Origin of the sequence: Micromonospora sp. 15K316 (genome assembly GCF_004348525.1) — a bacterium.
GTDB lineage: Bacteria > Actinomycetota > Actinomycetes > Mycobacteriales > Micromonosporaceae > Micromonospora.
The window spans coordinates 1-25,534 of record NZ_SMKG01000074.1 but is presented as its reverse complement, the minus strand read 5'-3'; the positions used below and the strand labels follow the sequence as shown (position 1 = coordinate 25,534).

At 69.0% G+C, this 25,534-nt stretch carries 24 protein-coding genes and 1 pseudogene; 11 read left to right on the top strand and 14 right to left on the bottom strand.

The features are described 5' to 3' along the window. Nucleotides 1-23: 23 nt before the first annotated feature. The 3 genes from E1211_RS16375 to E1211_RS32985 form a co-directional block, all read right to left on the bottom strand. Complete coding sequence (locus E1211_RS16375) at nt 24-659, bottom strand: GGDEF domain-containing protein (protein ID WP_132349863.1); 636 nt, start codon at nt 657-659, stop codon at nt 24-26. A gap of 96 nt (nt 660-755) precedes the next feature. Continuing rightward, complete coding sequence (locus tag E1211_RS16370; RefSeq protein ID WP_132349862.1) at nt 756-1,535, bottom strand: MarR family winged helix-turn-helix transcriptional regulator; 780 nt, start codon at nt 1,533-1,535, stop codon at nt 756-758. A gap of 869 nt (nt 1,536-2,404) precedes the next feature. Further along, the gene (locus E1211_RS32985) at nt 2,405-2,512 is read right to left on the bottom strand and encodes a hypothetical protein (RefSeq protein WP_243709549.1); all 108 of its coding nucleotides are present in this window, start codon (nt 2,510-2,512) and stop codon (nt 2,405-2,407) included. Nucleotides 2,513-2,950: 438 nt separating this feature from the next. On the opposite strand from E1211_RS32985, the gene E1211_RS16360 reads away from it, so the two are divergent. Then, on the top strand, nt 2,951-3,481 hold the full coding sequence (locus tag E1211_RS16360; RefSeq protein WP_132349861.1) for a hypothetical protein: 531 nt from the start codon (nt 2,951-2,953) through the stop codon (nt 3,479-3,481). Nucleotides 3,482-4,032: 551 nt separating this feature from the next. After that, entirely contained in the window at nt 4,033-4,974 is a 942-nt protein-coding gene (locus tag E1211_RS33920) for an IS5 family transposase (RefSeq protein WP_165947270.1), read from the top strand. 47 nt (nt 4,975-5,021) lie between these two features. Here E1211_RS33920 and E1211_RS16345 read toward each other — a convergent pair whose 3' ends face one another. From E1211_RS16345 to E1211_RS16335, 3 genes are all read right to left on the bottom strand, one after another. Continuing rightward, on the bottom strand, nt 5,022-6,779 hold the full coding sequence (locus E1211_RS16345) for a hypothetical protein (RefSeq protein ID WP_132349859.1): 1,758 nt from the start codon (nt 6,777-6,779) through the stop codon (nt 5,022-5,024). A 691-nt stretch (nt 6,780-7,470) separates the two neighbouring features. Further along, on the bottom strand, nt 7,471-8,277 hold the full coding sequence (locus E1211_RS16340) for a hypothetical protein (RefSeq protein ID WP_207915389.1): 807 nt from the start codon (nt 8,275-8,277) through the stop codon (nt 7,471-7,473). A gap of 579 nt (nt 8,278-8,856) precedes the next feature. Continuing rightward, nucleotides 8,857-9,783 (bottom strand): replication-relaxation family protein, encoded by a 927-nt coding sequence (locus E1211_RS16335; protein WP_132349858.1) that lies wholly within the window; start codon nt 9,781-9,783, stop codon nt 8,857-8,859. Between the two features lie 534 nt (nt 9,784-10,317). Here E1211_RS16335 and E1211_RS16330 point away from each other — a divergent pair. From E1211_RS16330 to E1211_RS33720, 3 genes and pseudogenes are all read left to right on the top strand, one after another. Next, nucleotides 10,318-10,895 (top strand): annotated as a pseudogene (locus tag E1211_RS16330) (IS3 family transposase); the annotation flags it as partial. Between the two features lie 94 nt (nt 10,896-10,989). Next, nucleotides 10,990-11,469, top strand: coding sequence for a hypothetical protein (locus E1211_RS16325; RefSeq protein WP_207915388.1), 480 nt, complete (start codon nt 10,990-10,992; stop codon nt 11,467-11,469). A gap of 188 nt (nt 11,470-11,657) precedes the next feature. Then, nucleotides 11,658-11,987 carry a cold-shock protein gene (locus tag E1211_RS33720; RefSeq protein ID WP_132349857.1) on the top strand — a complete coding sequence of 110 codons (330 nt, stop codon included), beginning with the start codon at nt 11,658-11,660 and terminating at the stop codon, nt 11,985-11,987. Nucleotides 11,988-12,149: 162 nt separating this feature from the next. Here E1211_RS33720 and E1211_RS16315 read toward each other — a convergent pair whose 3' ends face one another. Next, nucleotides 12,150-12,986, bottom strand: a complete 837-nt coding sequence (locus E1211_RS16315; protein WP_132349856.1) for an undecaprenyl-diphosphate phosphatase — start codon at nt 12,984-12,986, stop codon at nt 12,150-12,152. Nucleotides 12,987-13,538: 552 nt separating this feature from the next. Between E1211_RS16315 and E1211_RS16310 the strand changes: the two genes are divergently transcribed. The 3 genes from E1211_RS16310 (at nt 13,539) to E1211_RS32560 (ending at nt 15,667) form a co-directional block, all read left to right on the top strand. Next, complete coding sequence (locus tag E1211_RS16310) at nt 13,539-13,916, top strand: PadR family transcriptional regulator (RefSeq protein ID WP_132349855.1); 378 nt, start codon at nt 13,539-13,541, stop codon at nt 13,914-13,916. Between the two features lie 2 nt (nt 13,917-13,918). Further along, nucleotides 13,919-14,611, top strand: coding sequence for a hypothetical protein (locus E1211_RS16305; protein WP_132349854.1), 693 nt, complete (start codon nt 13,919-13,921; stop codon nt 14,609-14,611). Nucleotides 14,612-15,520: 909 nt separating this feature from the next. Next, nucleotides 15,521-15,667: an IS110 family transposase gene (locus E1211_RS32560; RefSeq protein WP_165947269.1), complete on the top strand. Its 147-nt coding sequence runs from the start codon at nt 15,521-15,523 to the stop codon at nt 15,665-15,667. 55 nt (nt 15,668-15,722) lie between these two features. Here the strand turns inward: E1211_RS32560 and E1211_RS16290 are convergent, their stop codons facing one another. From E1211_RS16290 to E1211_RS32980, 6 genes are all read right to left on the bottom strand, one after another. Beyond that, nucleotides 15,723-18,224, bottom strand: coding sequence for a type IV secretory system conjugative DNA transfer family protein (locus tag E1211_RS16290; RefSeq protein WP_132349865.1), 2,502 nt, complete (start codon nt 18,222-18,224; stop codon nt 15,723-15,725). 35 nt (nt 18,225-18,259) lie between these two features. Further along, complete coding sequence (locus tag E1211_RS16285) at nt 18,260-20,047, bottom strand: VirB4 family type IV secretion system protein (RefSeq protein ID WP_371686162.1); 1,788 nt, start codon at nt 20,045-20,047, stop codon at nt 18,260-18,262. After that, nucleotides 20,044-21,012 (bottom strand): PrgI family protein, encoded by a 969-nt coding sequence (locus E1211_RS16280; RefSeq protein ID WP_132349852.1) that lies wholly within the window; start codon nt 21,010-21,012, stop codon nt 20,044-20,046. The genes E1211_RS16285 and E1211_RS16280 overlap by 4 nt, the downstream gene beginning before the upstream one ends. Next, nucleotides 21,009-21,929, bottom strand: coding sequence for a conjugal transfer protein TrbL family protein (locus E1211_RS16275; protein WP_132349851.1), 921 nt, complete (start codon nt 21,927-21,929; stop codon nt 21,009-21,011). Before E1211_RS16275 ends, E1211_RS16280 begins: the two co-directional genes overlap by 4 nt. Further along, a complete protein-coding gene (locus tag E1211_RS16270; RefSeq protein ID WP_132349850.1) occupies nt 21,929-22,315 on the bottom strand; it encodes a pilin in 387 nt (128 codons plus the stop codon). Before E1211_RS16270 ends, E1211_RS16275 begins: the two co-directional genes overlap by 1 nt. 421 nt (nt 22,316-22,736) lie before the next feature. Continuing rightward, the gene (locus tag E1211_RS32980; RefSeq protein ID WP_207915387.1) at nt 22,737-23,138 is read right to left on the bottom strand and encodes a hypothetical protein; all 402 of its coding nucleotides are present in this window, start codon (nt 23,136-23,138) and stop codon (nt 22,737-22,739) included. A gap of 81 nt (nt 23,139-23,219) precedes the next feature. Between E1211_RS32980 and E1211_RS32550 the strand changes: the two genes are divergently transcribed. The 3 genes from E1211_RS32550 to E1211_RS16255 all read left to right on the top strand — a co-directional run bounded on the left by E1211_RS32550 (nt 23,220) and on the right by E1211_RS16255 (nt 25,220). Then, nucleotides 23,220-23,384 carry a hypothetical protein gene (locus E1211_RS32550; protein WP_165947267.1) on the top strand — a complete coding sequence of 55 codons (165 nt, stop codon included), beginning with the start codon at nt 23,220-23,222 and terminating at the stop codon, nt 23,382-23,384. A gap of 179 nt (nt 23,385-23,563) precedes the next feature. Next, the gene (locus E1211_RS16260; RefSeq protein ID WP_132349848.1) at nt 23,564-24,550 is read left to right on the top strand and encodes a serine hydrolase; all 987 of its coding nucleotides are present in this window, start codon (nt 23,564-23,566) and stop codon (nt 24,548-24,550) included. A 226-nt stretch (nt 24,551-24,776) separates the two neighbouring features. After that, nucleotides 24,777-25,220 (top strand): hypothetical protein, encoded by a 444-nt coding sequence (locus tag E1211_RS16255; protein WP_132349847.1) that lies wholly within the window; start codon nt 24,777-24,779, stop codon nt 25,218-25,220. Nucleotides 25,221-25,340: 120 nt separating this feature from the next. Here E1211_RS16255 and E1211_RS16250 read toward each other — a convergent pair. Continuing rightward, a partial coding sequence (locus E1211_RS16250) for a transposase family protein (protein ID WP_165947264.1) occupies nt 25,341-25,534 on the bottom strand: 194 nt, incomplete at its 5' end.

Below are 25,534 nucleotides of genomic sequence, written 5' to 3'. Positions count from 1 at the left end.
CTGGCGGGGGAGTGGGGGCGGGGTCAGCCGTTGTGGCGGTCGCGGCTGCGCACGGTCGCGGTGCGATGCGGCAGGTACTCCTGCACGCCGACGCTGGCGCGTTTCGCCTCGTACATCGCCGAGTCAGCCTGGGAGAGCAGCTGCCGAGGGCTGGCGTCGGCACGGTTCACGTGGGTGTAGCCGACCGACGCCGTCACACGAAGGTCGCCGTTGACAACGCGGATGAAGTTGTCGGCGATCGCCTGCCACGCGGCGTGGGCCGCGGCGGCGGTGTCGTCGCGGTCGCCGGTGACGAGCAACGCGAACTCATCGCCGGAGAGCCGGGCCGCGACCTCCACGGGGGCGGGAAGCCCGGCCAGGCGTCGGCCGACCTGGTCGAGCAGGTCGTTGCCGACCTCGTGGCCGAGGCTGTCGTTGACGGCCTTGAACCGGTTGAGGTCCAGCAGCACCACCCCGACCGGCGTGTTGTCGTTGAGGGCCGCCCGGAGGCGGGTGAGGAACAGCCGCCGGTTGGGCAGGCTGGTGACGTCGTCGTGGGTGGCCTCGTAACGGGCCGTCCGCAGGGCGTACTGCTGTCGCCACAGCACAACCACGGCGAGGGCGAGGCCTGCGAGGATCCCGCCCGCGGCGGTGAGCAGCGCGTGCACGGTCTGAGACACTGAGATCGCTCCTTGGTTCAGAAGGAGCACCGGGGGTGGGCGTGAGGCGCCAACTTCGACGCCCGCCCCCGGGCTACCTAGCGTGGGTTCCGTCGGCTACCGGGCGGGCGGGGCGAGTTGGAAGGTGGCGGGCTTCTCGACGGTCCGGACGGCCTTGCCGTCGCTGACCAGCTTGTCCGCCGCGTTGACGACCGCGCCGGCGCTGGCTTTCCTCGCGTCGGTTCCGGCGTTCGCCGCGTCGATGAGCCTGCACAGCTCGCTGGTCTTGTAGGCCCGCTCGGGGTGGGCTTCGAGGATGTCCAGCACCGCCCCTCTCAGGGAGCCCTTCGTCCGGCGACTGCCCGCAGTCGCGGTGCCGGCCTCGCCGGCCGGAGCGTCCGTGTCGGCATCCGCGGACGCCGCAACGGGATGCGCGCTGTCCGCGTCGGTCGCGGCCTCAGATCCGTCCACAGTGTCGTCGGGCGCGGCTGGGGTACGGGCGGAGGCCGACTGCGCGGTGGGGATGGGATCCTCCGGCTGCGGAGCAGTCCGCTCCTCGTGGGTGGCGTCGGCGTCATCGGTGGAGTGGTCGGGGGTGGTCGGTGCCGGTGCCTCGGGCGGCACGTTGGTGTCGCTGGCGGGTGGCGGGCTGTGGTCGGCGCCGACGGTGGTGCGGCCCGCGTCGGTCAGCTGCCACACCGCGCGCTTGTCCTCGGTGCGGACGGGCTCGGCCTGCCCCGTGTGGTGCAAGGCGCGGAGCTTGGCCGTGGCGGTGGAGTAGGCGAGCCCGGCCTTGTCGGCTACGTCGGCGGCGGTGGCTTCGCCGAGTTCCGCGAGCGCGGCGAGGACGGTGAACATGGCATGTGCGGGTGCGGGTGCGGGTGCGTCGGTGGTCATGGGCGTCTCCCTGTGTGGTGTGAGGTCAGCACTGATCCACGCTTCGTTCGCGGCGCTGATCAAGTGCAATGACCGGATCTCGGGACATCCCGCGGGATCCGGTTTGCCGAAGGGCTCATGTGTCGCGAGTCAGAGCGACGGACGGTCGTCAGCTGCGGGCACCTGCCGCACTCGGCGACGGGTGTCGGCGCGCTCGCGGAAGCGGCCGGAGAGGGGCCGCCAGGCGCGGCCGGAGCCGGGTCCGCGTGGGCATGGAGCCGGCGACCGTTGGCGAGATCCCCGGCGTGCTGTGGACGCCAAAAGCTGCCGCCGGTCTCAAACCTTTGATCCTGTGGGGCACGGCGGCGGTCAGCACAAGAAGGTCCGGCATCACGGTCGGTGCGCCCGCTTTGTGGCCGAGTGTGGTTTCGCGGTGACAATGATCGATGTTCCTGGCCATGGCGACTGGCCGAAGAATGAGGAGTACGACCGCTTGCGACCGAAAACCAGGCTCGGGATGGATGCCAGAGGGTGTCGTGATCCACCCGGTTGGCCTCGCGAGCCGTCGGAGGTAGGAGGCGGCGAGCTCGCCCGTCAGCGGCGATATTCGGATCGGCAAGGTGCGCAGACGGCGCTGCCGGTAGGTCGTGATCGGAGACCGGGCGGTCGACGGCCTCGCCGTAGTTTCCAGCGAGCTAGTGCCTCGTCATGCAGCCATGAACGGGTGATCCGGGTGGCGGATCTTGGAGCTGGCGGCGAATCCGGATTCGGGTTGGCACGCTGGTTGTGCCAGTGGATGTAGTCGCCGATGGCGCTGTCCTGTTCGGGTGGCTGCGGTGGTCGGTGCCGTTGAGGGCGAAGTAGCGCGCGGCGACGAATTCGGCCTCGATCTAGTTCAGCCAGGATGCGTAGGTGGGCAGGAAGACCAGGTCGATCTGGTTGGTGGCGCACCAGGCGTGGACCTCGGGGTGCTTGTGCGGGGAAAAGTTGTCGCAGATCAGATACAGCTTCTGGTCGGGCCAGCGGCGGCGCAGGGTCTTGAGGAAGGCCAGGAACTCGGGCCAGTGTTGCTGTCGCGGATGCGGTAGTGAATCTTTCCGGTGGCCAGGTCCACACCGCAGGGGAAAGCCCAGGGCCTCTGCATGCCCAAGTACTGGCGGACCAGCCTGTCACGCTCCGGTAGCAGCCAGGAGCGTTGTGGGCGGGCCAACTTCGCCGACGCCGCCCACGGCCGTGCGGCCCGTGGGTCCACGAACAGTCGCCGCATCGTTCCGTAAAGCCTCCCCGCAGCGTCAATGCGGCCTGATCTCTGGCCTTGGCCAACGGCCAGCCGGCCACGTCCGTTGCCGAGGGCGAGCCGACCAACCTTGCAGGGGACTTTGAAGGCCGTGGGTCGTTCGATATTGTTAGCTGCCGTGGGTCCAGGAGTCGCGTCGGTGATCGCCATAGCGCTCGGTTCGGTCGCTGTGGTCTGCGCCATTAGCCGGGTCTCCTGCTACTACATGGGCTCCTACGAAAGCACGATTTCACAGTACAAATTCGATTACCATTTTCGGTCGGGCCCGGGTCCGGTGCGGGCCGCGCCGCTTCTCCTGGCCGGGCTGGGCCTGGTCATCCTGCACGCGTGGCCGTGGCTCGACGGCATCGACCGGCATGACACCAGTCTCATCCTCAGCCTCGTCCTGTGCGGTGCGTGCCTGCCGTTGATGGTGACCTACCTGAACGTCGGGCTCGGCTCGCCCTTCAAACTGGACGACGACGGGTTCTGGTACGGACTTGCAACACTCCTGCTGGGCGCGGGCAACACTCTGATCCAGCTGCCTTTCGCCGGGCAGCAGCCCAGCCTGTCGTACTGGGGGCTCGGCGTCGCGATACTTGGCATGCTGATCGCTGTCCTCGCCGTGGCCGTCGATTTTAAGAGCCAGAAGATCTTCTTCCGCTGGCGGATGTGGCGGCTCGTGCGCTGAGCGCCATCCAGGTGATGCTCGGAAACGCCGGAGGCATCTACGTCTTCGCGTGCAAAACCTGCTCGCAGCGTCCCTACGACAACCGACTTGACTGCTCCTGACCACATAGGAATCATCGCGACCGCCAAACCGGCATCCGCTCGTGCCGGGAGAATGGCGGCGTTGTGGTGCCGTCGCCGGTTGGCTGCCCGTGGTTCCGTCTCGTCTTGCCTTGTGGTTCCTCCGGGTACCGAAACGTGGTCGTGGCGTCTCGCGGAGAGGGTCATCCCGACCTCCTCGAGCAGCAGTTGGGCCGCCGTTCGCCCAGCCGTTCCCCGGTTAGCGGATCGACGGCAGCGAAACACGCGCCCGCGCCGCCGAACCCGAGGTCTTCGTGGCCGGCAATCGCCCCGTTGTCCGGCTCCCGCGGCCCGTGTCCGGTCAGCTCGTGCAGCACATCGTGCGCGATCAGGTCGTTGGTGCAGCGGCGGGTCTGAGAGCGTGTTTGAGAGGGTCTGTTGTGGACGACGCGGCGGGGTGACTTCCTCCGGTGGGCCGGGCAGGGTGGCGCGGTGTCTGCGCGTCTTGGCTACCCCTCCGACCTGACCGACCCCTGGGCGCTGATCGAGCCGCTGTTGCCGGAGCCGAACACGGACGGCCGGCGGGAGAAGCATCCGCGTCGGGAGATCGTCAACGCGATCCTGTATGTCGTGCGGTCCGGGTGCCCGTGGCGCTACCTGCCTGCTGACCTGCCGCCCTGGCAGACCGTGTACTGGTACTTCACTCGGTGGGAGGAAGCCGGGGTGACGGAGAAGGTGTTGGCGACGCTGCGGGTCAAGGCGCGGGTGCAGCAGGGCCGCCAGCCGGATCCGTCGGCGGGGATCTGCGACTCACAGAGCGTGAAAGGCGCCGACACCGTCGGCCGTGACAGCCGAGGCTACGACGCGGGCAAGAAGATCAACGGTCGGAAGCGGTTCATCATCACCGACCCTTGGCCTGCTGGTCACCGTGACGGTGCTCGCCGCGAGCTGCCAGGACCGCGACGGTGCCAAGGCCGCCCTGCTCAGCGCCTACATGCTCACCCCGATCCGGCACGTCTTCGCCGACCAAGGCTTCACCGGACGACTCGTCGACTGGACCCGCGACACCCGGCGCACCAAGCTGGAGATCGTCCGCAAACCCGCCGACCAGCGTGGCTTCGCCGTCCACCACACCGGTGGGTCGTGGAATGCACCCTGTCCTGGCTTACCGTCTGCCGCAGGCTGGCCCGCGACTACGAACGCCACCCCGCCGTCTCCGCAGTCCTCACCCGCTGGGCCGCCATCGCCGGCATGCCCGCCGCATCAGCCGCGGCCAACCCGCACGTCAAGCCCGCCGCACCTTCACCTCGACCTGATCACACCATCTCAAACACGCTCTCAGTCATCGATTCCTGCCGGACGAGAATCTCCGGCCGTCTACCCACCGGCCACGCACCTTCCCAGACGAGTGCTGGGAGACAGCCTGCCCGTTAGGTGCTCAGAACCGACGGATTACACGATGAACGTTGAAAGATTGGGCATTAGATGAGACCGAGAAGCTTGGCAAGGTCGTGGGCCTTGTTGCCGCCCAGTTCGAGACGCTTGATGTCGAGCTGGAACACGTCGGTGACGACGGCGTGCAGCAGCGTGACGAACTGCTGGTAGTCGGGCTGCTTGAACACGGCCGGGTTCACCAGGTCGGCGGGCACGTGGTACGGCCGTACGATCTGCGGCGCGGCGCCCTCGAACTGGCCGATCTGGTCTTTGACCGAGACCTTTTTGGTCGTCTCGCCGTCCCCTCCGGTGGTCGGGCCACCGGTCGTCGCGGCCTGGGTCAGGGCCGGGTGGCCCACCCCGAACTCGAAGCTGTACACGGTCGCCGAACGCCCGTCGCCGAGCTGGCCGGTGGCCTTGTCCGCGCTGAAGTCGATCTGTGTGCCGTTGGCCAGCGTCATCGTGAACGTGTCCCGGTTCGACACGATCGTCAACACCGGGACGATGTCCTCCTGCTTCAGCCGGTTGATCACGGGCTTCACGTGGTCCAGCGCGTGCAGCATCGTACGGCCCACCGCGTTGTCGGCCGAGTCGTCTGTGAGGAACCGCCGCAGCAGCGCCTGACCGGTCGTGGTCGTCAGCGCGGTGGTCTTCAGCTGGCACTGCGCCGCCAGGCGCAGCCGTCGACCCTCGCCGTCCTGGTGCGTTTTGCCCTTGAGCGCGAACAGGTACGTGCCCCCGGCGTCGCTGCTGCGGTGCCGTCGGCGCAGCACGATCCGGTTGGCCAGCAGATCGCATGCGTTGGGCAGGTCGAAGTAGGTGTCCTCATACACCTTCTGCTCGCCGGTCATTTTGAGGATGCCCAGCCGCTTCTGCATCTCGCCGTCGTCGTGCAGCTTGTTCATGGCGATGATGACCTGGTCGAGGTCGCTCTCGCGGGCAAGCCTGTACTCCGCCTCGCACTCCAGGGTGGTCATCATCTCCTTGCCGCCCTGCAGGATCTCCTGGAAGGTGTTGAACACCGGGCGGCTGCTGTTGAGCTTCTCGCTCATGTTCCAAGACGTGTTGCGCCGGTTCTCGGTGCCGGCCAGCTCCAGCAGGGTGTACGGGACCAGCCGCAGCTTGCCGGATCCCCCCTTCTGGTCCAGCCCGCCGCTCTCGTGGCGTACCCCGTTGACCTGGATCTGCTGCTGGTCGGCCACGCCGAGCCACTGCGCACGCAGGCCCAGCTCACGGTACCGCTGGGTGATCATGTGAGCGGTCACTGGGCCGCTCGGATTGATCTTGAGAATCTTGGCTAGCTGCTGCAGCGTGTACTCGACCCGGATCTCCCAGTGGTTGTAGTCCCACGTCGGCTCAATCAGCACCACCATCAGCTGCCGCTCGCCCGGCTTCTTCGTGTCCGCGGTCGGCGTCTCCAGGTAGATCGGGATCAGGTCCTGGGGCTGAGCCATGTACCGCGGGTTGCCCGTCACGCTGAAGTGCAGCTTCAGGCCCTCGTTCGACAGTAACGCCGGCGACTCGATCTCCAGGTGCGCGGTGCCTTCCCACTTGCGGTACGACTTCTCGATCGCGATCGCCGGGCCTTGCTGACCGAAAGCCTCCTGCTGCCCCCGCGCCCAGGTCTCGATCATGAACAGTGGCGTCTTGTACACCTGCCGGTCCAACGCCGAGACCAGGTCATCGCCGCAGACCCGGTTCTCGCTGTCGGTCGGCCGGGTCGGTTCCTCCTTCGGCCGCGGCAGCGCCTTGATCGTCACCGTCTGGTCGTAGCGCAACTGCCCAGCCGTACGCTCTGGCTGCATCGCCCACGCTCCTCCTGCCGGCCCACCGTGACCTTCACCGTGGGGATTCGACCAGAGCGTAAGTGAGCGGCCGAACACATCCTGTCACCATTGCGACCCCTAGCGAGAAAAGGGGCGGGCGGTCCCCCGACGACAGCAGGGCCACGGACGCCGCCGTCGACGGGGCGCCACGCGCCGCCGGAGGCGACCCGCTTGTCGCCGTGCGGCATGTGCCAGACCGGCAACATCGATGGAACGAAGCTGCCCTTACAGGGCCGGCGCGTAGGGCCAGCGCCGGAGTGTGGTGCTCGCCTGCGGCGAGTTGCGTACGGGTGAGGCGGTGGGTGGGACAGGCGAGGGCGTGTTCTGCCAGGGGCAGCACGTCCTCGACCGGAAACACAGTCGGCTGGGCACGGTGAAGCGGACCTCCTTGCAACGAAGAGCGGGCAGGAAGAGGAACAGAACGGCCTGTCGCAGGCCAGCGCGGCGCGGGTGCCCCTTGCCTGGGGCGGCCCGGCGCGCGTGGCGGCGGTGCCACCCGCCTGCGATGCCCACGCTCGCCAACCCCGGCGAAGCGCGGGCATCGCACACGACGCTGGCAGGGTGTCACGGCGACGGTGCGGTGGGCAGTGGCCTGACGGCCGGGCCGCCATCCGCACTGCGCGGCGGTGAGCAGGCACCGGCGATGTTCGCGGTGCAGATGGCCGCCTGGTTAGAGGGAGACGGCGAGCAGCCGTTGCTCCGGTCCGACGGTGTCGAGGTGCGCCAGGGCCTGCTCGAGGTAGGTGATGCGGTGGGCGAGCGCGTCGCTGGCGGGGGCGAGGTGGTGGCCGTCGGCGGTGAGCATCGCGTCACCGGCGACGGCGCTGGCGGCGCGGTAGTGCTGATAGGCGACCTGCCCGGCCTGGTACATCTCCAGCTCCCCGACACTCAGATGGCCGGCGCCGGGGCTGGTGGCGGCGTGCAGGCGCATGGCGTGCACCCGGGGCTGGGCGTGGAAGTCCTCGCTCGCCCTGTCGAGGGGGTAGCGGTCGGGGTCGGTGAGGTGGCGGGACTCGAACACCGGCCAGGGGGTAGCCGGCCGGGTGCCGTGGACGATCTGCTGCCACAACTGGTGACGAATGCCGGCGCCGACAGCGGCGGCGTGCCGCAGGCCAGGCAGGTCGAGCAGCCGTACGGGTCCACCCGCACACATGGTGGGTTGGCCTTTGCGGGCGCGAATGAGCTGGTGCCGTTGCCACGGCCGTAGCCGCGGGGTGGCCCAGTACAGGGCGGTGAGGGTGCCGGTGACCCCGAAGTGGGTGTCGAGCTGGTGGGTGGTCAACGCCTGGGCCGGTAGGTCGTCGGGCAGGCAAATGACCATGATCTTGATCGTGGGGGCCGGGGTGATCGGCGGCCGGACAGCGGTGGCCTGGGCGCGGGCTGGCGGGACAACGGGCGCCGGTGGGGTGAGCCGTGCGGGGATGGCTGACACGCGGCTGCCGTGGCGGGTCAGCGGGGTGCCGTTGACATTAGACATAGATGAAGGCCCTCCTTCGGATCGATGGGTGTGGGGGCGCACGGAATTGACCGGCTCGCCGGTTTCGCGGGTCGGGTCAGTTCGGCGGGCAGAGGTTGCGCGTGAGGACGCGCGGAGGCGACCGAGCCCGATGGGTGCGTGGGCCAGGTCGGTGAGTGCGGGCGCGTGGTGCGCTGGTGTGGGTGGTTGGCGCGACCGTCAGGGTCGCCGCGCGGCGCGCATGCCGACCGGCCGAGGCGGGTGGGCGTGGCGCACCGGGTTGGTGCGGCGAGGATCCCTGGGGTGGGACCGAACCAGGGGTGAAGCGATATCTGGAGTGTGATGGTGCCGTGAACGGTAGTCCTGCGCGCTCACAGCGTTGCTGGGCCGCCGCAACGGCCGCGCAGGCGGATTGACCTGCGATGTGAGAGGCCAATCGGCGCTGCACTCCGGCGGTGGCATAAGCGGCCGTGGGTCGCTGTGAGCGGCGGGCCCGCTCACAGACGCTCGCCTGGAGCAGGACCCTTCCGAGCCGTGGTGAGGCGGCGGGCTGGGCGGTGACCTGCGGTGTGAGCGGCCGCATGCGAGCCGGCGGCGCCGTCAGATGGCGTCGGGGTCGGCGTAGCGGTGGGGATTGGCGGCGCTGTTGTCGGGCCCGTGGTCGCTGGGCAATTCATGCAGCCGGCGGCGAGGCCCGGGATCGGAGGCGAGCACCCAGGCGGGCCCGGCGGGGCGCTCGTGGTGCAGACCGGTGGCTACGGGCATGGCGGTGGGGACGCCCGCGAGGGCGTCGAGCAGGTGGGCCTCGCGCCGGCGGCCGGGCACACGCAGCAGGACTGGATAGCGGGGGCCAAACTCGGCGAGGCGTTCGTAGGCGCGCAGCTTACGCAGCACGGTTGGCAGGGTCTCGGTGCCGTTGTCATGTTCGAGGAAGAACCCGACGGTGCGGCCGGCGGCGTGCCAGATGCCGTGGCCGTCGGGGCGGATGTCGGCGAGCGCGTAGGCGGCGGTGGCGTGCTGCTCGGACCACCAGCGCAGCAGGCGGGCGCTGCGGTCGCCGCGGGTGTGAGCGTGCAGGTCGACGAAGAGTTGGTTGACGCCGAGCAGGTGCCGAAGGCGACGGCTGCCGATGATGCGTTCGGCGCGTTCGAGGCTGGTGCGCGGCGGACGGGCGTCGGGTCGTGCGGGGTCGCTGTAGGCGCTGGGGTGCACGACCGCGCCGAGCGGGCCGAGGGTGTACAGGTAGTCGCCGGTGCCGGTGGTGACATCGCCGAAGCGGTGTACCGCCTCCAAGTGGTGCAGCGTGGCCAGGCGCAGCCGGGCGGAGCGTGCCGACGGGAACAGCGCGGTGGCGATCTGGGCGGTGGACAGCAGGTAGTGCTCGGCGAGCCAGGCCAGGAGTTGGTGGTCGCGCAGAGTGAGCCGGCGCAGGTTGGACAGGAGCTGGGCTCTGCTCGGCCGGCGGGTGCCGGCGGACGCGCGGGGTTGAGACGGGTGCGGTTCGGGGGCCGGTGAGTCGGTAGACATGAGGATCTCCTCAGGGAGTAGAAACGAAGGGACTCCCTCCTGTGGGAGGGAGTCCGGAACTGTCACCGCCGGTGACCAGGCTGGTCACCGGCGCTGTGCTGCGCTGACAGGCGTGTCCGCCTCCCAGGTGGTGCCCGCGCTGAGACAGGTGCGGAAGGCGCGGTGAAGCCGCCGCGGAAGACGCGGGGAAACCCATCGACGGTATGACCAGGGGTGAAGCGGCACGACAGCTTGCGGCCCGAACTGCCATTGAGGTTGGAGCGGTCGGCATTGGCCGAGCCGGACACTGATCGAGTGCGGAGTAAACGGCGTCCTTCACGTTATGACCGGTGCCGGCAACCAGACATGCGGCGGCGAAGCCGGCCAGGTCGCGCTGTGACATGAGATGCGCCACGGTGCTGCCGACCGGTCCGACTCTGGCGGCGCCCGTTGCCTCGTACACGGCCCCGATATGAGCGAAGCCCGAGGTGTCGGCCACCTATACCGTCCAAGTCACCCAGCGGCTGTTGCCGGCCGAATCACGGACAGCGGCTTCGCCGCGGCAAGGGCCGCAAGCCAGGCCCACCCGTGCACGACGACCTCGTGCGCCGGGACTTCACCGCCGACGGCCCGAACCGGCTGTGGCTGGCCGACATCACCGAACACCGCACCGCCGAAGGCAAGCTCTACCTCTGCGCGATCAAGGACGTCTGGTCCCACCGCATCGTCGGCTACTCCATCGACTCACGCATGAAATCGAGGCTGGCCGTCAACGCCCTGCACACGCCGTGGCCCGTCGTGGTGCCGCGACCGGCTGCGTGCTACGCGCCGACCGCGGGTCGCAATTTCGAAGCCGGAAGCTCGTCCACGCCCTGCACCAGCATCACATGATCGGATCGATGGGCAGAGTCGGCGCCGCCGGCGGCAACGCCGCCATGGAATCCTTCTTCGGCCTGCTCCAGAACAACGTCCTCGACCGCCGAACCTGGACGACCCGGCAGCAGTTGAGGACCGCGATCGTGACCTGGATCGAACGGACCTACCACCGCCGACGACGCCAGCGATCCCTGTCCCGGTGGGCCCCTATCGAGTACGAGACCATCATGACCCCACCGGCCAGTCAGGCCGCGTGACTGAAACTGTCACCTATCGGTGCAGCAGACCCGGATCCGATCAACGCATGACGACGACGAGGCCCTTGGGTCGCGCGATGCTTCAATCCGAGGCGTGGATGATCACCAGACCTGGTTGCAGCAGCTACCCACCGATGCGAGGGAACGCGCACGACAGTTGCTCGGCGCGTTCAACCAACTCGGGTGCAGTGACCCTGAGGGATGGGTCCGTTCCGAGATCGAGGAGGGCATCCCGCAACTGGCCCGCTACCGATTCCTGCGCACACTCTGGCTGCAAATCATCGACAACTGGCATGACGGGCCGGCCAACATCCCTGCTGCCCGGCGGGCTCTCGAAGCGGGAGCGAGCCAGGGCGATCTCACGCAGCTGGCCCGAGCCGTGGCCTACGAAACGGTGTTCGCCATGCTCTACCACCTCGACGCCGACGAGGAGGCCACCGACCAACTCCCGTCGTGGGCACTGGCCGAGATCACGCCGACCGGCGAGGCCACCAGAAGACACCTCGACGCCCTCCACGAAGACCTCCTCACCCTCGACCCCTCGGGCCGGGAAGGGCAAGACCTCTGGAGCTGACAGCGACCCCGCAAGGTCACCCTCATTCGTCTAGGCCAACCGTCAAGCAGGTGCTGGGACGGATTCGTCAAGCATGTGGTGGGACTAGACAGAACCGTTCGCTGTGACGGACGGCCACGCGGAATGCGGCAGATGAGGGCGAGGCTCGGCGCGGGCGAATGTCAGCAAACGTCATGCAGACTGGAGTGATGACGAGCGTCGGTTCAGTGCGCACATTTGATGCGGACGAAGGTTGGGGTGTCATCGACGCGCCGGACGTGCCTGGCGGATGCTGGGTGCACTTCTCTGCCATTGCCGGGGATGGATACCGGCAGTTGGTGCGAGGACAGCGCGTCTCGTTCCACGCCGAGGCAGCGAACCAGGACGGGTTCGGCTTCCGAGCCGTGAAGGTCTGGACAGAGGAGATCGAGCCGGCCGACTACCCCCGCGTTCAGGGCAACTCCGCCGTCTACCGCAGCTCATTGACCCTGACATTCGACGATCCGACCCGAACCGACATGACCTGGCCGCAGAAGTAGCCGCGGCCGGTCGTTCGGGTAGACCTCCGCATCTCGGCATGCGCGCGATCAGCGGCATGCGCGGATGTCGTCACGTGGGGCGAGCCGGGTGTCCCACCGCCGGAGCAGCCCGCAGACGTAACGCCGGCGCCCGCCCCGCCGGACGGGCTCACCGTACCCCACTTACTGCGCCTCGATCGTTCCCGTCGCCAGCAGCACGATCAGTAGCAGTCCTAGCGCCACCCGGTAAACGATGAAGATGCTGTACGAGTGCCGGGCGATGAATCGCAGCAGCCAGGACACCGAGAAGTACGCCACCACGAAGCTGACCGCCGTTGCCAGCAGCGTGTTCGTCCAGCCCACCCCTTCGGCAATATTGCCCGCCTCCTCCACGCCCTGCAGCAGCGACGCGCCCAACAGCGCCGGGATGGACAAGAAGAACGACAGCTTGGTCACCGTCACCCGGTCCAGGCCGCGCAGCAGGCCCGCCGACATCGTCGCTCCCGACCGCGACACCCCGGGGATCAGCGCCAAACACTGGACTGTCCCGATGATCAACGAGTCTTTCCAGGTTACATCGTCCTCGTGTCGCGTTTGCGTGGCCGCGCGATCGGCGAACGCCATCGCACCGCTCCACACGATCAGCGCCCCGGCCACGAACCACAGGCTCCGCAACGTCGTCTCGACCGTGTCCTTGAACAGCAACGCCACGACCACGATCGGCAGCGACCCCAGGATCACAGCCCAACCGAACCGGTAATCCGGATTAGCCCGCGCTGCCGCCGAGAAAAGCCCTCGAAACCATGCCGGCACGATCCGCGCGATGTCCTTACGCAGGAACAGGATCGTAGCCAGCACCGCACCCGACTGAATGATCACCGTGAACGCGGTGATGTCAGGATCGTTCAGCTCGTACCCAAGAAGCTTCTCCAGAATGGTCAGGTGGCCTGTACTCGACACGGGCAGGAACTCGGTGAAACCCTCCACCGCGCCGAGCAGCACCGCTTCGAAGATGTTCAAACCTGACCGCCTTTGATCCCGTTCTGGCCGGGCTTGAGCATAGGGGCAGCGATCGTGCCCGCCGCGCCGGGTCGTCGGGCCGGACCAGCGCCGCCGAGAGCTATGCACGGACGGGCACGACGACCCGCACGAACGCGTACGCCGGTCGCGGTCCGACCTGTCAGGCTCCCACGCCTATCGAAGCCGCCCATCGAGGACATCAACAATGCCAATGCCGCCAATGCTCGCTCATCGGCATGTGAGTGTGCGCCCCAGTCGCTCAGGGGTCACCGACTGAAACCGGGTCGACTGAGCAACCAAGGCCGGCTGCCGTGCATGTGCTGGGACGGCTTCGTCAAGCATGTGGTGGGACTAGACATCCGGCAGCCGGCCACGTCCTCCGCCGACTGATGCGCGACGCTCGTCCGCTCGACCGATCTATCGCACCTCAGCGCGCTGCTCGCGGCATAAGCGGTCGTCTCGGGCTTACTGCCCCGTGTGGCTTCGACGCGATCGACGGACGACGCCGCTTTGGTGTATCGCAACACCGAATAGCGGTGTATTATGTGTCGCATGATAGCGGGGGAAAGCCAGCCGACTGATGACAACGAGCGGCAGAGCCAACTCCTTCGCGGTGCGCTGGACATGTGCCTACTGGCACTGCTGGCACGCGAGCCCGCCCACGGCTACGAGCTGGTACGGCGGATGGAGGCAGCCGGCTTCGGCGCGATCAGCTACGGCACCATCTATCCGCTGCTAACCCGGATGCGCCGCCTTGGGCTTGTCGCTGACGAACAGCAGGCCAGCCCGACCGGCCCACCCCGCAAGGTCTACGCGCTAACCCGGTCTGGCCTCATCCAACTGACTGCCTGGCAAGAGCAGTGGACCCGCTTCGCCGACACCGTTGGTGCCGTCCTCGCCGTCCCCGACAACAGCCCCACGAGGAGTTGACCGTGGATTCCATCGATAGCGTCCTGGCCGAAGCCGAGCATGCCTGGCGCGCATACGGGATCGGTTTGGCCGATCGGGAGGCACTCGCAGCCGACCTGCGCCTCGACCTGCAGGCTGCGGCCACAGACGGGGTCGACCCCGTGCAGTTGCTTGGCGGTGACGTGGCCGGCTTCGCCCGACGGCTCGCCGACGAGGCCGGTGTTCGACGAGTGCGCCAGGAGTACCGCCGCCTTCTCGGTACCGCGTTGATCGGTGCGGTACTCGGTGGCGTACTCGGTTACGGCGCCCTGATCGCGCTATACCCGCTGTTCGTGCGCCTGATGGACATACCTCGCTCGATCGAGGTACCGATCCAGGTCGCCGTCGCCGTCTACTACGGCGTCCCGGCCGCCGTAGTAGTTGCAGGAGCAGTCATCGCGGTTCGCCTCCGACTGCGCGACGTGCCCCAGTTTCGGAGAACAGCGCGGATGATGAGTCTGCTGATGCCGGCAGCCGGCATTCTCATCACGCCAATCACCATGGCATTCGCATGGTCCACTGGCTACAGCACTGCCCCGGGAGTAGTGGTGGCGGAGGTCGCCATGGTCCTAGCCGCACTTGCCGGAGCCACGGTTTTGGCCCGCCGACTGTCGCTCCGCGGCTATCAAGCGACTTCCGGCCCCTCCGTCACGGGCAGCTCGGGATTGCTGCTCTAGGCGGGAGACTTCAGCGAGCGATGCCGAGGCGGTCCGCACTTGAGGCCACTCCAAGTCGATCACGCTGTAGAAGACGCTGTCCCGGTACCTGCCCGTGCTCAGCCGCCGGTGGTTCCGCCAGACGCCTTCGCGGACTGCCCCCCAGCTTGGCGATTGCCCGCTGCGATCGCTCGTTGCGGAGATCGGTCTTGATGCCAACTCGGCCGGCCCGGCCAATGCCTGCCGAAAGTCGGCAGCAGGCCGGGGCCGGGCCGGCGCGGCCCGCTTACGGGCCGCCCTGACCCCCAAAAGGCAAATTCGGCAGTTCCACCAGCACTCAAGGGTCCTGCCGATGCGACTTGCAGCCCGCGCGCAGCCGCCCCGCCTCAGCACGGGCAGCCTCCGCCCCTGCGCGAGCAGCACCACGATCTGCCTCGAACAGCAGCACCAGAGCCAGGCCGTCCAACGCCTCGGCCATGGCTTCTCGCCACTCGGCCACGTCACAGGGGTCCGCAGCATCAGCGGGACTCGTCGAGCGCACCAGGCGAAGCTCCCGCAGGGCGGCCTTCAGGGGGCCAGGAACCATCAATAAACTTCTCTCACCGCAACAGCGAACCCGCAAGGTCGTGGCAAACAACCTAGACCGGCCGTCAAATATGTCCTGGGACGGATTCGTCAAGCATGTGGCGGGACTCGACAATCTGGGATGCTATCCCCGCCGGCCGGGCCTGAACCGACGTTGAACTGGCTTCGTGCCCTCCCGTGAACCCGCCGACTTGGCTGGTGGGGACACTGCTCTCGGCACCTGCACGGGCCGGCGTGGTGACCTGATTAGGAGCTCGGGTTCGTCCGTCATCCCCGTTCTGCCCAGTGTTCCCCTAGTGCGTGGTGGCCGATCCTTGTCGTCAATTGCAGCAGGTACGAGGCAACGTGAGCGAGAACCAGGACGTGACCGTCGGGGTCGACACGCACAAGGACATGCACGTCGCGGCGGTGTTGGACCAGACAGGCCAGGTGTTGGGCACTAGAGGCTTTCCGACGACGACGCGCGGCTACGCCCCTCGCCACCTGGGCTGAATCCTTCGGCACAGTTGTTAACGGTCGGCCTTGAAGGCGCCGGCAGCTACGGCGGTCAGCTGGTGCGAGACCCGCGGCAAGTCTGATCAGTGTCGCGGGCGACGCCCGCGCGGCGGGTGTCGTTCTTCTTCGGCTGAGCGAGCCGCTCGACGAGGGCGTCGATGCCGCTCGCCTCCTGCGGCTCGACCCTTTTCGCGGCGGCTTGTCGGATGGCGGTGGCTGCGCCGACCACAGGTTTCGGGGGTCGGGTGCGCATGGTGAACGCCGGCGTTTGCCGTCCGTCGGCGACCAGGCGGGTCGCGGCGGTGTAGGCGTCGAGGTGGGTCAGGTCGTGCTCGTCGAGTTCCGGCAGGGTGTGCCGGGCCAGGACGCGGGCGTCCTCGGGGGCGCAGGAGAAGTAGACCTTGTTGCGGGCGTTCGCCGACGCGGCGGCGAGGAGATCCTTGGGGAACTGGGCGAGGTCCTGGTGAGACAGGACGAGGGACAGCCGGTACTTGCGGGCCTCGGCGAGCATTGTGTCCAGGCTGTTGGCGAGGGTGAGGAAATTCTGCGCCTCGTCGATGATCAGCGTGGCGTCGCGTCGCTGCTCGGGGGAGACGCGGGCGCGGGCGGTGGCGGCCTGCCACACCTGCGCCAGGATTAGCGATCCCAACAGCTTGCTGGTGTCCTCACCCAGCTGCCCTTTCGGGATGCGCACGAGCAACGCCCCGCCGTCGAGGACCTTGCCCATGTCGAAGCTCGACTGCGGGTAGCGCATGGTGCGTTTGACGAAGTCGCGTAGCAGGAATGCGCGTAGTCGGGCGAGTACGGGGCCGATGACTTGGGAGCGCAGGGCGGGGTTGAGCTCGTCGTACCACTGCCAGAAGCCCCGCAGCCCGGCCGGGTCGTCCAGGTCGGCGGTCATCTCGGCGCGGACCTGCTTGTTGTTGAGCAGGGGCGGGATGTGTTGCAGGGTGACGTTGGCGTGCCGCAGCAGGGTGAGGCACGCGACGCGCATGACGTCGTCCATGCGGGGCCCCCACGCCTTGGCGAAGATGTTCCCGAAGATCGACACGAGGTTGTCGACCACGAGGTCCGGGTCATCGCCGGCGAGGGGGTTGATCGTGGGCGGGTTGGGCTGGTCGGGGTCGAACAGCACCACCCGGTCCGCGACCGAGGCGGGAAGCCGGTCGAGGATGTCCAGAACCAGATCGCCGTGCGGGTCGATCACGACCGTGCCGCGGCCGGCTTTGATGTCGTCGACGGCCATGTTGACCAGCAGCGTCGTCTTGCCGCTGCCGGTCGACCCGATGACGTGCAGGTGATACCTCGAGTCCGGCACGGACAGTGCCACGCCGTGCCCGCCGACCTGCGCGTCACCGAGGACCTTCTCCCCGCGCCCGCCGGCCGAGACGGCGACCGGCGCCGGCATGGACTTGGCGCGGGCCCGGTCCAGGCCCGGCACGGCCAGATCTTGGGGCAGCGCGGCCAGCGCGGCCAACTCCGGGGTGCAGGTGAGGAACCCGGAGCCGAGGCGCCGCTGCATGAGCACCCCGGTGGGGTGGGGCATGCGGGCCCGGCGGGTGAGCCGGTTGCGTCCGGAGTACACCGCGAACGCAAAAGCGAGGGTGTCGGCGATGCCCCGCAACCGGGGACGCTGACCGGTGTGGGAACGCCGGGAGTCCTTGGCGACGCCGTATCGCACGGCGGTTTCCCACAGAGGGTGAGAGGTCTTGTCGAGGATGGCCCGCACGTCACGTTCCACGCCGGGATCACGGCGGCCTGTCTGCCCGTGCCGGCCGAGGGTGTGGGCGGGGCGGCCGGGCAGGAACGCCTCGATGAGCCACAGCAGCGGCGCGGCCGGGTTGATCGCTGGGAGGGCGGTTTTGCCGTCGCGCAGCCGTGTCGCGGCGCGGCGGGCCCGCTGGGCGCGCCGGACGGCGGCGGGGCGGGCGAGGACCTGCACGCACGCGTGCTCATCGGCGCGCAGGCTCGAACCGGCGGCCATCAGAGCGCGCAGCGGATCATTGTCGTGATCGGTCGCCAGGGGCAGCCATTCGGCGGCGTAGGGCAGCAGGTGCCCGCCCACGGCGGTCGCGTCGTGGGGGATCGGCGGGCCTTTAATGGCGCTGGTGGTGCAGGCCGCACCCGGCCACGCGCCGCGCACAGCGGCCTCGACAGCGCCAGGCGGAACGCTGCCGGGTACCCACACGCTGATCAGCAGCCGACGGCCGGACCACGTGTACTGCCACACCACGTGTGGTCTGCCGTAGAGCAGCCTGCGTCGGCGCGACGGGGTGAGCGTGCCGTGCAGGTTGGCCCACAACGCCGCGGCGCTGCGCGGGTCGACCTCGGGCGGCGGGGCAATCGTGACCAGCCGCGCCCCGTCGGCGTGGTAGCGGTGCCGCCACCCGGCGAGGAGGTTCCGGGCGGCGATGTAGGCGACCAGTACGGCTGCGGCGACGGCGAGCAACCAGGGCCGCTGCATGGTCCAGGCGGCGATGTCGAGCACCCACCGAGCGGCTCCAGTCGGCGGTGCGACGCCCACACTCGGCCCGCTCGGCGCAGGTGTGGGCATCGGGGCAGCGGTGGTGAGGTGGGCGGCGGACGGGATCACAGAGCCTCCTCGTCGTCGAGGTGCGCCAGGTCGCTCGGCCGGGTCGTGCACAGCTGGTGTTCGGCGGCGGAGGCGACGGCCTCGAAGCTGGTCCGGCTGGTGCCCGAAATCAGCAGGCCGGTTCCCACACGGGCGGCCAGCAGCAGACGGCGTTCGCCGGCGGTGAGGCCGAACGCGCCGCCGATGGCGTCGATGGCCTGCGGTGCCTGTTTGAGCAGCACCTGGGTCGCGGCGTTCGCGACGACGGCCTGACCGAGGTCGCTGCCGAGCACGTCGGCGACGTCCTGGGTGATCACGGCCAGCCCGGCGTGGCGTTTGCGGGCGGCCTTGGACATGCGGAACAGGAACCGGGCTCCCTCGCCGTCGCGCATCAGCAGCCACGCCTCGTCCACCACCACGAGCCGGCGCACGTCTGATCGGCCGGGGGTGTCGACCTGCCGCCAGATCGCGTCCAACGCGAGGAGGATGCCGACGGTGCGCAGCTCCTCGGGCAGATGCCGCAGCGACCACACGACCAGGTGCCCGTCGGGGCGGGTGGTGGTTGGCCCGTCGAACAGGTGCGAGAACGATCCGTGCACCCACGGGGCGAGCCGGGCGGCGAGTTGCCGGGCGGCCGTGTCGTCGTCGGCGTGTAGGCAGGCTTTGAGGTCGCGCAGCAGGGGGGCGGGCCGGTGGTGGGTGGCCGGGTCGGCGGTGATGCCGGCCTGCCGGTAGGCGGTGAGGATCGCCCGGTCCAGCGCGGCGCGCTCCGCCGGTGGCGGCTGCTCGCCGAGCAGCACCGCGATGAGGGTGTGCGCGAACAGCCCTCGTCGGGTGAGGACGTCGGGTCTGTGGTCCCCGGTAGGCAGATCGAAAGGGTTGACCTTCACCCCAGCCATGCCGAGGCGCACTACGGTGCCGCCGACCGCATCGGCCAGCCGGAGGTATTCGTCTTCGGGGTCGATGACGGCGACCTGCACCCGCTGGTAGAGGTTGCGCAGGATCTCCAGTTTCACGAAGTACGACTTGCCGGCGCCGGAGCGTGCGAGGACGACGCTGTTGTGGTTCTCCTGGGCCCAGCGGTCCCACCACACGACGCCTTGCGAGTCCGGGTTCACCCCGTAGAGGACCCCGCCCTCGGCGGGCGGGTCGCCGGGCAGCGGCGCCGGCAGGTCCGCGCTCGCAAGGGGGAACGCTGCGGCGAGGGCGGCGGTGTCCATGGTGCGGCGCATCTGCAGACTGTCCGTGGCCAGCGGAAGGGTGGTGCTCCAGCCCGCCAGGTGCCGCCAGGTGGCCGGCTGCACCTCGATCAGCGTCGACGCAGCGGCGGCTTTCACCTGCGCGCAAGCTTCCAGGAGTTCGTCTTCGGTGCGGGCGTGCACAGTCAAATAGAGACCGACGCGAAACAGCTTCGCGGCGCCGCGGGCGAGTCGGTCTGCGAGGTCCGCGGCGTCCTCGGCCGCCGCCTCCACCATCGGGTCGGCGAGCTTGCCCCGCTCGGCGTCCGCTCGCCGCGACGATTCGAAGCGGGCACGCTGGTCACGCAGCCGCGCCGCCGCGGCCGGCGCGGGCAGCGGATCGATGTGCAGGGCGAGCTCGAGGCGGCCCGGCCAGGACAGCAGGGGTTCGAGCCAGGCCGGGCCGACCTCGGCCGGGTAACCGGTCACCACGAGGGTGGCCGCGTAGCCGTCACCGACGCGCAAAAAGCGGGGGGTGACCTCCACCGAAGCGGGGGCGACGGTAGCCGCCAACCTCTGCGACTGGCGGTTCCGCCTGCTCGTGTGGGATCGGTTGCGCAGTTTCACGGCTGTTCGCTCCTTCGCGGCCGGCGACGATGGTGGGGCGTGGAAGTGATGACGGCGTCCGGTGCGGCGAGTCCGCCGGGTCGGGGCGGCCGGTACGGGTCGGCGGAAGCGGCGATCGCGGCAGTCACCGCCGTCCCGTCCAGCGTTCGGGTGGTGACGCCGAGCCCGGACAGGACGCGGACCGCCTGGTCGGCGCGCCGCCGCGCGGCATGCTCACCGCGCTCGCCGGGGCTGGTGCGGGTGACGATGAGGACCTGCCGGCGCAGCGGATCCCGCCGCGTCGCGAGATCCTCCAGGAAGCGGGCGTGGTCGGCCGCCGCCTCCGCCAGGGCCGGGTGTGGAAGGCCATCCATTACCTGGGAGAGGGCGCGAGCGGCGGAGTGCAGGTCCACCGGCCGCGCCGACACCACGATCTGCGTCGGGGTGGCCAGGCTGTTGAGCCAGCGGCCGAACGTGTCGATCAGGGCGGCCTGCTCGTCGGCGGTACGCAGCGCGAGGTTGACGCTCGACGCGGCGACCATCGCGGCCCGCGCGCCACCCAGGCGGATCTCCCCGCCGTCGGCGATCGCGTCGGCGGGTAGCGTCAACGGCGCCGGCGTCATCACCCTGCTCTTCGGGGCCTGCACCCAGTCCGGCGTCCTCGACGTCGTATCCGTCGTCGACAACGCACGAGGTGCCTGCGCGTGGCGGACCGCGGCCAGCAGCCACACATCCAGCGGCAGCCCATCGCGGCGGCCGACCGCGACCGCGAAGACCATGGCCCCGAGCACCACGGCGGCACCGACCAGCACCGGCACCGGCACCAGCTGATGCAGGAAACGCCAGGCGCCGTAGAAGGCCAGGGCGGCGACGGCGAGGATCGCCAACTGCCGAAACGTCAGCCCGTAGGCGACCTTGTCCGGGGCGTCAACGTCAGCGGGCATCCGCACCCGACCCGCGTCCGACCGGTCCGCGTGGGTGCTCATCGGCCCACCGCCTTCAAGCCGCGGCCGAGACCGGGGACCGAGCGGGTGACCTGCTGTACGACGAGCACCCGCGCGGCCGCGCCGATCATGTTCACTCCGCGGCCGCTGCCGCCGGCGGCTACGTAGCGGCGCATCAGTGCGGGCACCCGGACCGTGGTCCAGAGCATGACCATGACGATGAACAGGTTGAGCACCCCACCAGGCTCGACCGGCAGACCGAGCACGGGCAGCAGGTGCTGCGGGTCGGTAAGCATCCAATGCCCGACATAGAGGGTGAAGCCCTGCACGACCGGCACCGCCAGCACCCCGGCGTAGGAGCGCCACCACAGGCGGGCGACCGAGTCGGTCTGCGGCAACGCGTGACAGGCCAACGCGAGCGGCGCAGCGGCGGTCAGGACGAGCACGACCGCGAAGCGGACGATCACGCTGAACGCCGTGGCCGCGAGCAGCACCGCGATGATCGCCACGCAGACCACGAACAGCAGCGCCGCCACCTTGTCCCGCCCGCCGCCGATGTGACTCCTGATCGCTCGCAAGGGCCCGTCGGCGTCCCCTCCGGGGGTGGTGAGCGCGCCGGTCATCGCGTTGGCCAGGTCGATGAACGTGGCGCACCACAGTTGGGAGAAGTGAGCGGCGACGAATCCGACGATCAGGCGAGGAAGCAGGTCCTTGATCGTGTAGCGGGAGCTCTCGCCGCCACCGGCGGTCATGGTGAGCACGCCGGCGGCCACGAACGCGAGGACGAAGACGGTGTCCACGACGAGCACGGAACGGCCGGTCAAAGCCTGCACCTGCGGCAGACCGGTGACGTTCGGGGTGACCAGCAGGGCGCCGCTGATCACCGCGAACAGTGCGTCCACGGTCGCGAGGATCGCCGTCGCCAGCCAGTCCAGGATCTGATCGAACAGGAAACCCATCACGGGGCTCCGACGATGCCCTGGACGATCTGCAGCAGGACGGGCGCGAGGACCGCGAGGCCGTAGCCGACCAGGGCGTTGCGCAGCGCGCCCTTGGCCCGCTCAACCTGCGCCGGATCACCCCCGGCGGTGGCCCAGTACACGCCGGCGAGGACGAGGAACAGGGTCGCGACCGCGGCGAGGATGCCGATCAGCCACAGCCGCAAATTGTTGATGACGACCGGCAGGGAGTTCGCCGCCAGCACCAGCGTGCCGCTGTCGGCGTACGCGGCGGCGGGCACGGACAGGAACAGCAGTACGCCGCCCGCGACGGCGGCGAAGCGTCCGGTGCGGTGGGCCGCACGGGAACGGGGGAGGGCACGAAGACGTGCCAGGATGCCGTGCATGAGCGGATTCACCTCCGGCCCCGGACGAGCTGCCGGGGCGGTTGTCGGCGGTCAGGACAGGTGGACCGCCGCGTCAGGGGACGCGGGCACGGACAGCACCACGAACACGACCGTCGCCGGGAGGAGCACGTCCTCCCTTGTCGGGTAGCGGTGTTCGATGGGGTGTCAGCGCACCGAACTGCGCGGCACCCGGAGACGTCCGGCTGCGTGAGGCGGCCCGAGAAAAGCCCGGCCCCCTGGCGGCGGGCGGAACCCTGCTGCCCGCCGTATCGCGGGCAACTGGTCTCGCACTCTTAAACCGCCGTCTGTGTGCTCTGGCGAACGCCTGCCTCTCTCACAACCGCTCACACCTATGCGCAGATTTGCCGGCTGACGGCGGCATGGTGGTTCGGCGCACAGGAGCGGCAGCATCGGTCGGCCGTCATGGCTCGCCGAAGTAGCCCTCTTCCTCACCGAGAAGCAGCGGCACGTCGTATGTCGACACGTCAGGCCTGGCTCGGATGTACCTCACTCGGTGGCGCAACCGCTGGTGGTCGAACGCGACGTCAGCCTCGATCTCCACCACCACGACCAGCTCCACCTGCACATACGGCAGCGGCTCCGGCCGGTCAAGCTGTCCCGACCACGACGCCGGTAGCGTCTCCGGCCATGGGCACACGGTTCCGCCTCGGCGATTCGAGGGGCGTAGCGGCGACAGCATCCCGCCGAGCTCGGCCCGCTGCTGCGCACCCAAAGGGTGGGTGCGGCCCGTGTACCGGAGTCGACCCCGCCGGTCGTACCTGCCGAGCAGCAGCGTGTCGGGGCTGTCGAGGTTGCCTGTCACCCCGCCGACGATGGCCTCCGTGGTGATCTGGGTTCGGTACTTCCACCTTGACTGCACCGCCAGGCGGAGTGGAAGCAATGGGTGTCTGTGTACGGGCGCGGCGTCACACCGGTGTCGCGCGGATCGCGGCAGATGCGGATGCGCGGCCGCAGCTCGCGCTGGGTGTGGCGGGTTGTGCTGCTCGTGCTCGGCGCCACCCCGCGCACCGTCGACAGCGATCTCATCAAATGGGCCGGCATGTCCTGAACGTCGACGTCGAGGCTCTGCGCCAGCGTGTGGCCGTCGCTCACGACTGAATCATGGCTGCAGCGGTCAGCTGGGCGGGCCGGGCTGGGTTTCCTCCCAATCGGGTCGCTCCAGAAGCGGAAATTCCGCTATAACGAGCATGCTGTTCCGCTGGTCGACATCGCCCCCTCGGAGTGCCCATGACGACGCAGTTGCGTGACCGTCTCGACCAAATACTCCAAGCTGGCCAGGTCGACGGTCTGCACGCCGTCGCGGCGGTTCGCGGTGGTCAAACCGTGCTGGAGTACTACAGGGCCGGCGAAGATTTCGCCTGGGGCGACTCGCTGGGCGTCGTCGAGTTCGGGCCCGGGGTCCTGCACGACATCCGGTCCGTCACCAAGAGCGTGACCGTCCTGTTGTACGGCATCGCGCTCGGCGAAGGACTGGTCCCGCCGCCAACGGAGCCGCTCCTGCCGCGGTTCCCGCAGTACCCCGACCTGGCGGCCGACCCCCGGCGTGCCCGGCTCACCGTCGAGCACGCGCTGACAATGTCGTTGGGCGTGGAATGGCGCGAAGATCTCCCGTACAACAGCCCAGCCAACGCCGAGATCGCGATGGAGCTGGCACCGGACCGATACCGGTACATCCTGGATCGGCCGATCCTTGAGCCGCCTGGCACCCAATGGACCTACTGCGGCGGTGCCACGGCTCTGCTCGGCCGACTGATCGCCGACGGCACCGGGCATTCGCTGCCGCAGTACGCGCAGGCCGTGCTGTTCGCGCCGCTGGGCATCGGCAGCTTCGAGTGGATGACCGGCGCGGACGGAGTGGCCTCCGCCGCGTCCGGGCTGCGACTCGCGCCGCGCGACCTGGCCAGGCTCGGCGAGCTGGTGCTGGCCGAGGGAACCTGGGACGGTCAGCGGGTCGTCCCCGCCGACTGGATCCGCACGATGCTCCAGCCACGCCTGCAGACCAGCTGGGGCGCGCAGTACGGCTACCAGTGGTACATCGAATCCATCGAGGGTCATCGGCTGGTGGCCGGCATGGGCAACGGCGGCCAGCGCCTGTTCGTCCTGCCCCACCTGGACCTCACCGCGGCCATCACCGCTGGCAACTACGACGACCCCGACCAGTGGCGGACCCCGCTCACGGTGCTGGAACGGGTCATCCTTCCCGCGATGATTTGAGGCACCGCGCCCGCCGGTCAGCCCATCGGCACGACAGGGCGGCGCCGAACGCGCGCGGTCGACGGCATGTCCGGACGCTCGACACGACGTCCAACCCGGTGTGGCGTGGGCTGCAGCATAGTGATGCGGCAGCCGTTGTTCGGGTCGGCGGCGCTCACCGGACATGGGGCTGCCCCTCAACAGCCCGCCGTGATGCGCGCGTGGCATGCAGGCTATCGTCCGCCGCATGAGTGAAACCCCGCTGTCCGATGTCATTTCGGAGCACGCGGAAACCAAGACCCCTGAAAGCTACGAGCGCTTTCTCAGGCTCTTCCGGGCCTCCACGGTCGGCATTGTGGCCACCGGGGTGCCCGCCCACGGCGCGCACGGGTATGTCGCTGACGGCAACCTTGGCGCGGGCAGGACCACTCACGGCGACGGGCTGCCACGCGTGCTGGCATATGCCGATCCCGAAGCGGCATTACGCAACTTTGGTCCCCGGTTCAACGCGGGCCTGTCCGGTGAGGTTCTCCTCCAGATGGCCGCGACCGATCCCGATTGTGAAGGCGTTCTCGTCAACAGCGCCATCTGCGAGATCAGCCTGGTAGTCAGCAAGTCAACAGCCCAGTCTCTACTGGCGCCAACCGCCACCGAAGCGCCCGGCCCGCGGCGCTGGTGGAAACGCCGATAGGGCCGATATCGCGACTTCAGGCAGCACACTCATCTCGGCATGTCCGGACACTCCGAGGGCTGCTGGGTGGTCACGCTCCGCTTCGCGCGGATCGCGGCAGATCCGTGCACTGGGCCTTTTTCATCCTGCGTAGCGGTTGGCTTCGACGTGGTGCAGAACGAGGATGGCCTGCACGATCGGAGTCGCTCGCCGTGGGCAGCAGCGCAGCTTGTTCAGGATCTTCCAGGTCTTGAGGGTGGCGATCGCCCGTTCGCCGCGGGCGCGGATTTTCGCGTGGGCGCGGTTCACGGCCTTTTGCCGGCGTGAGAGCTTCG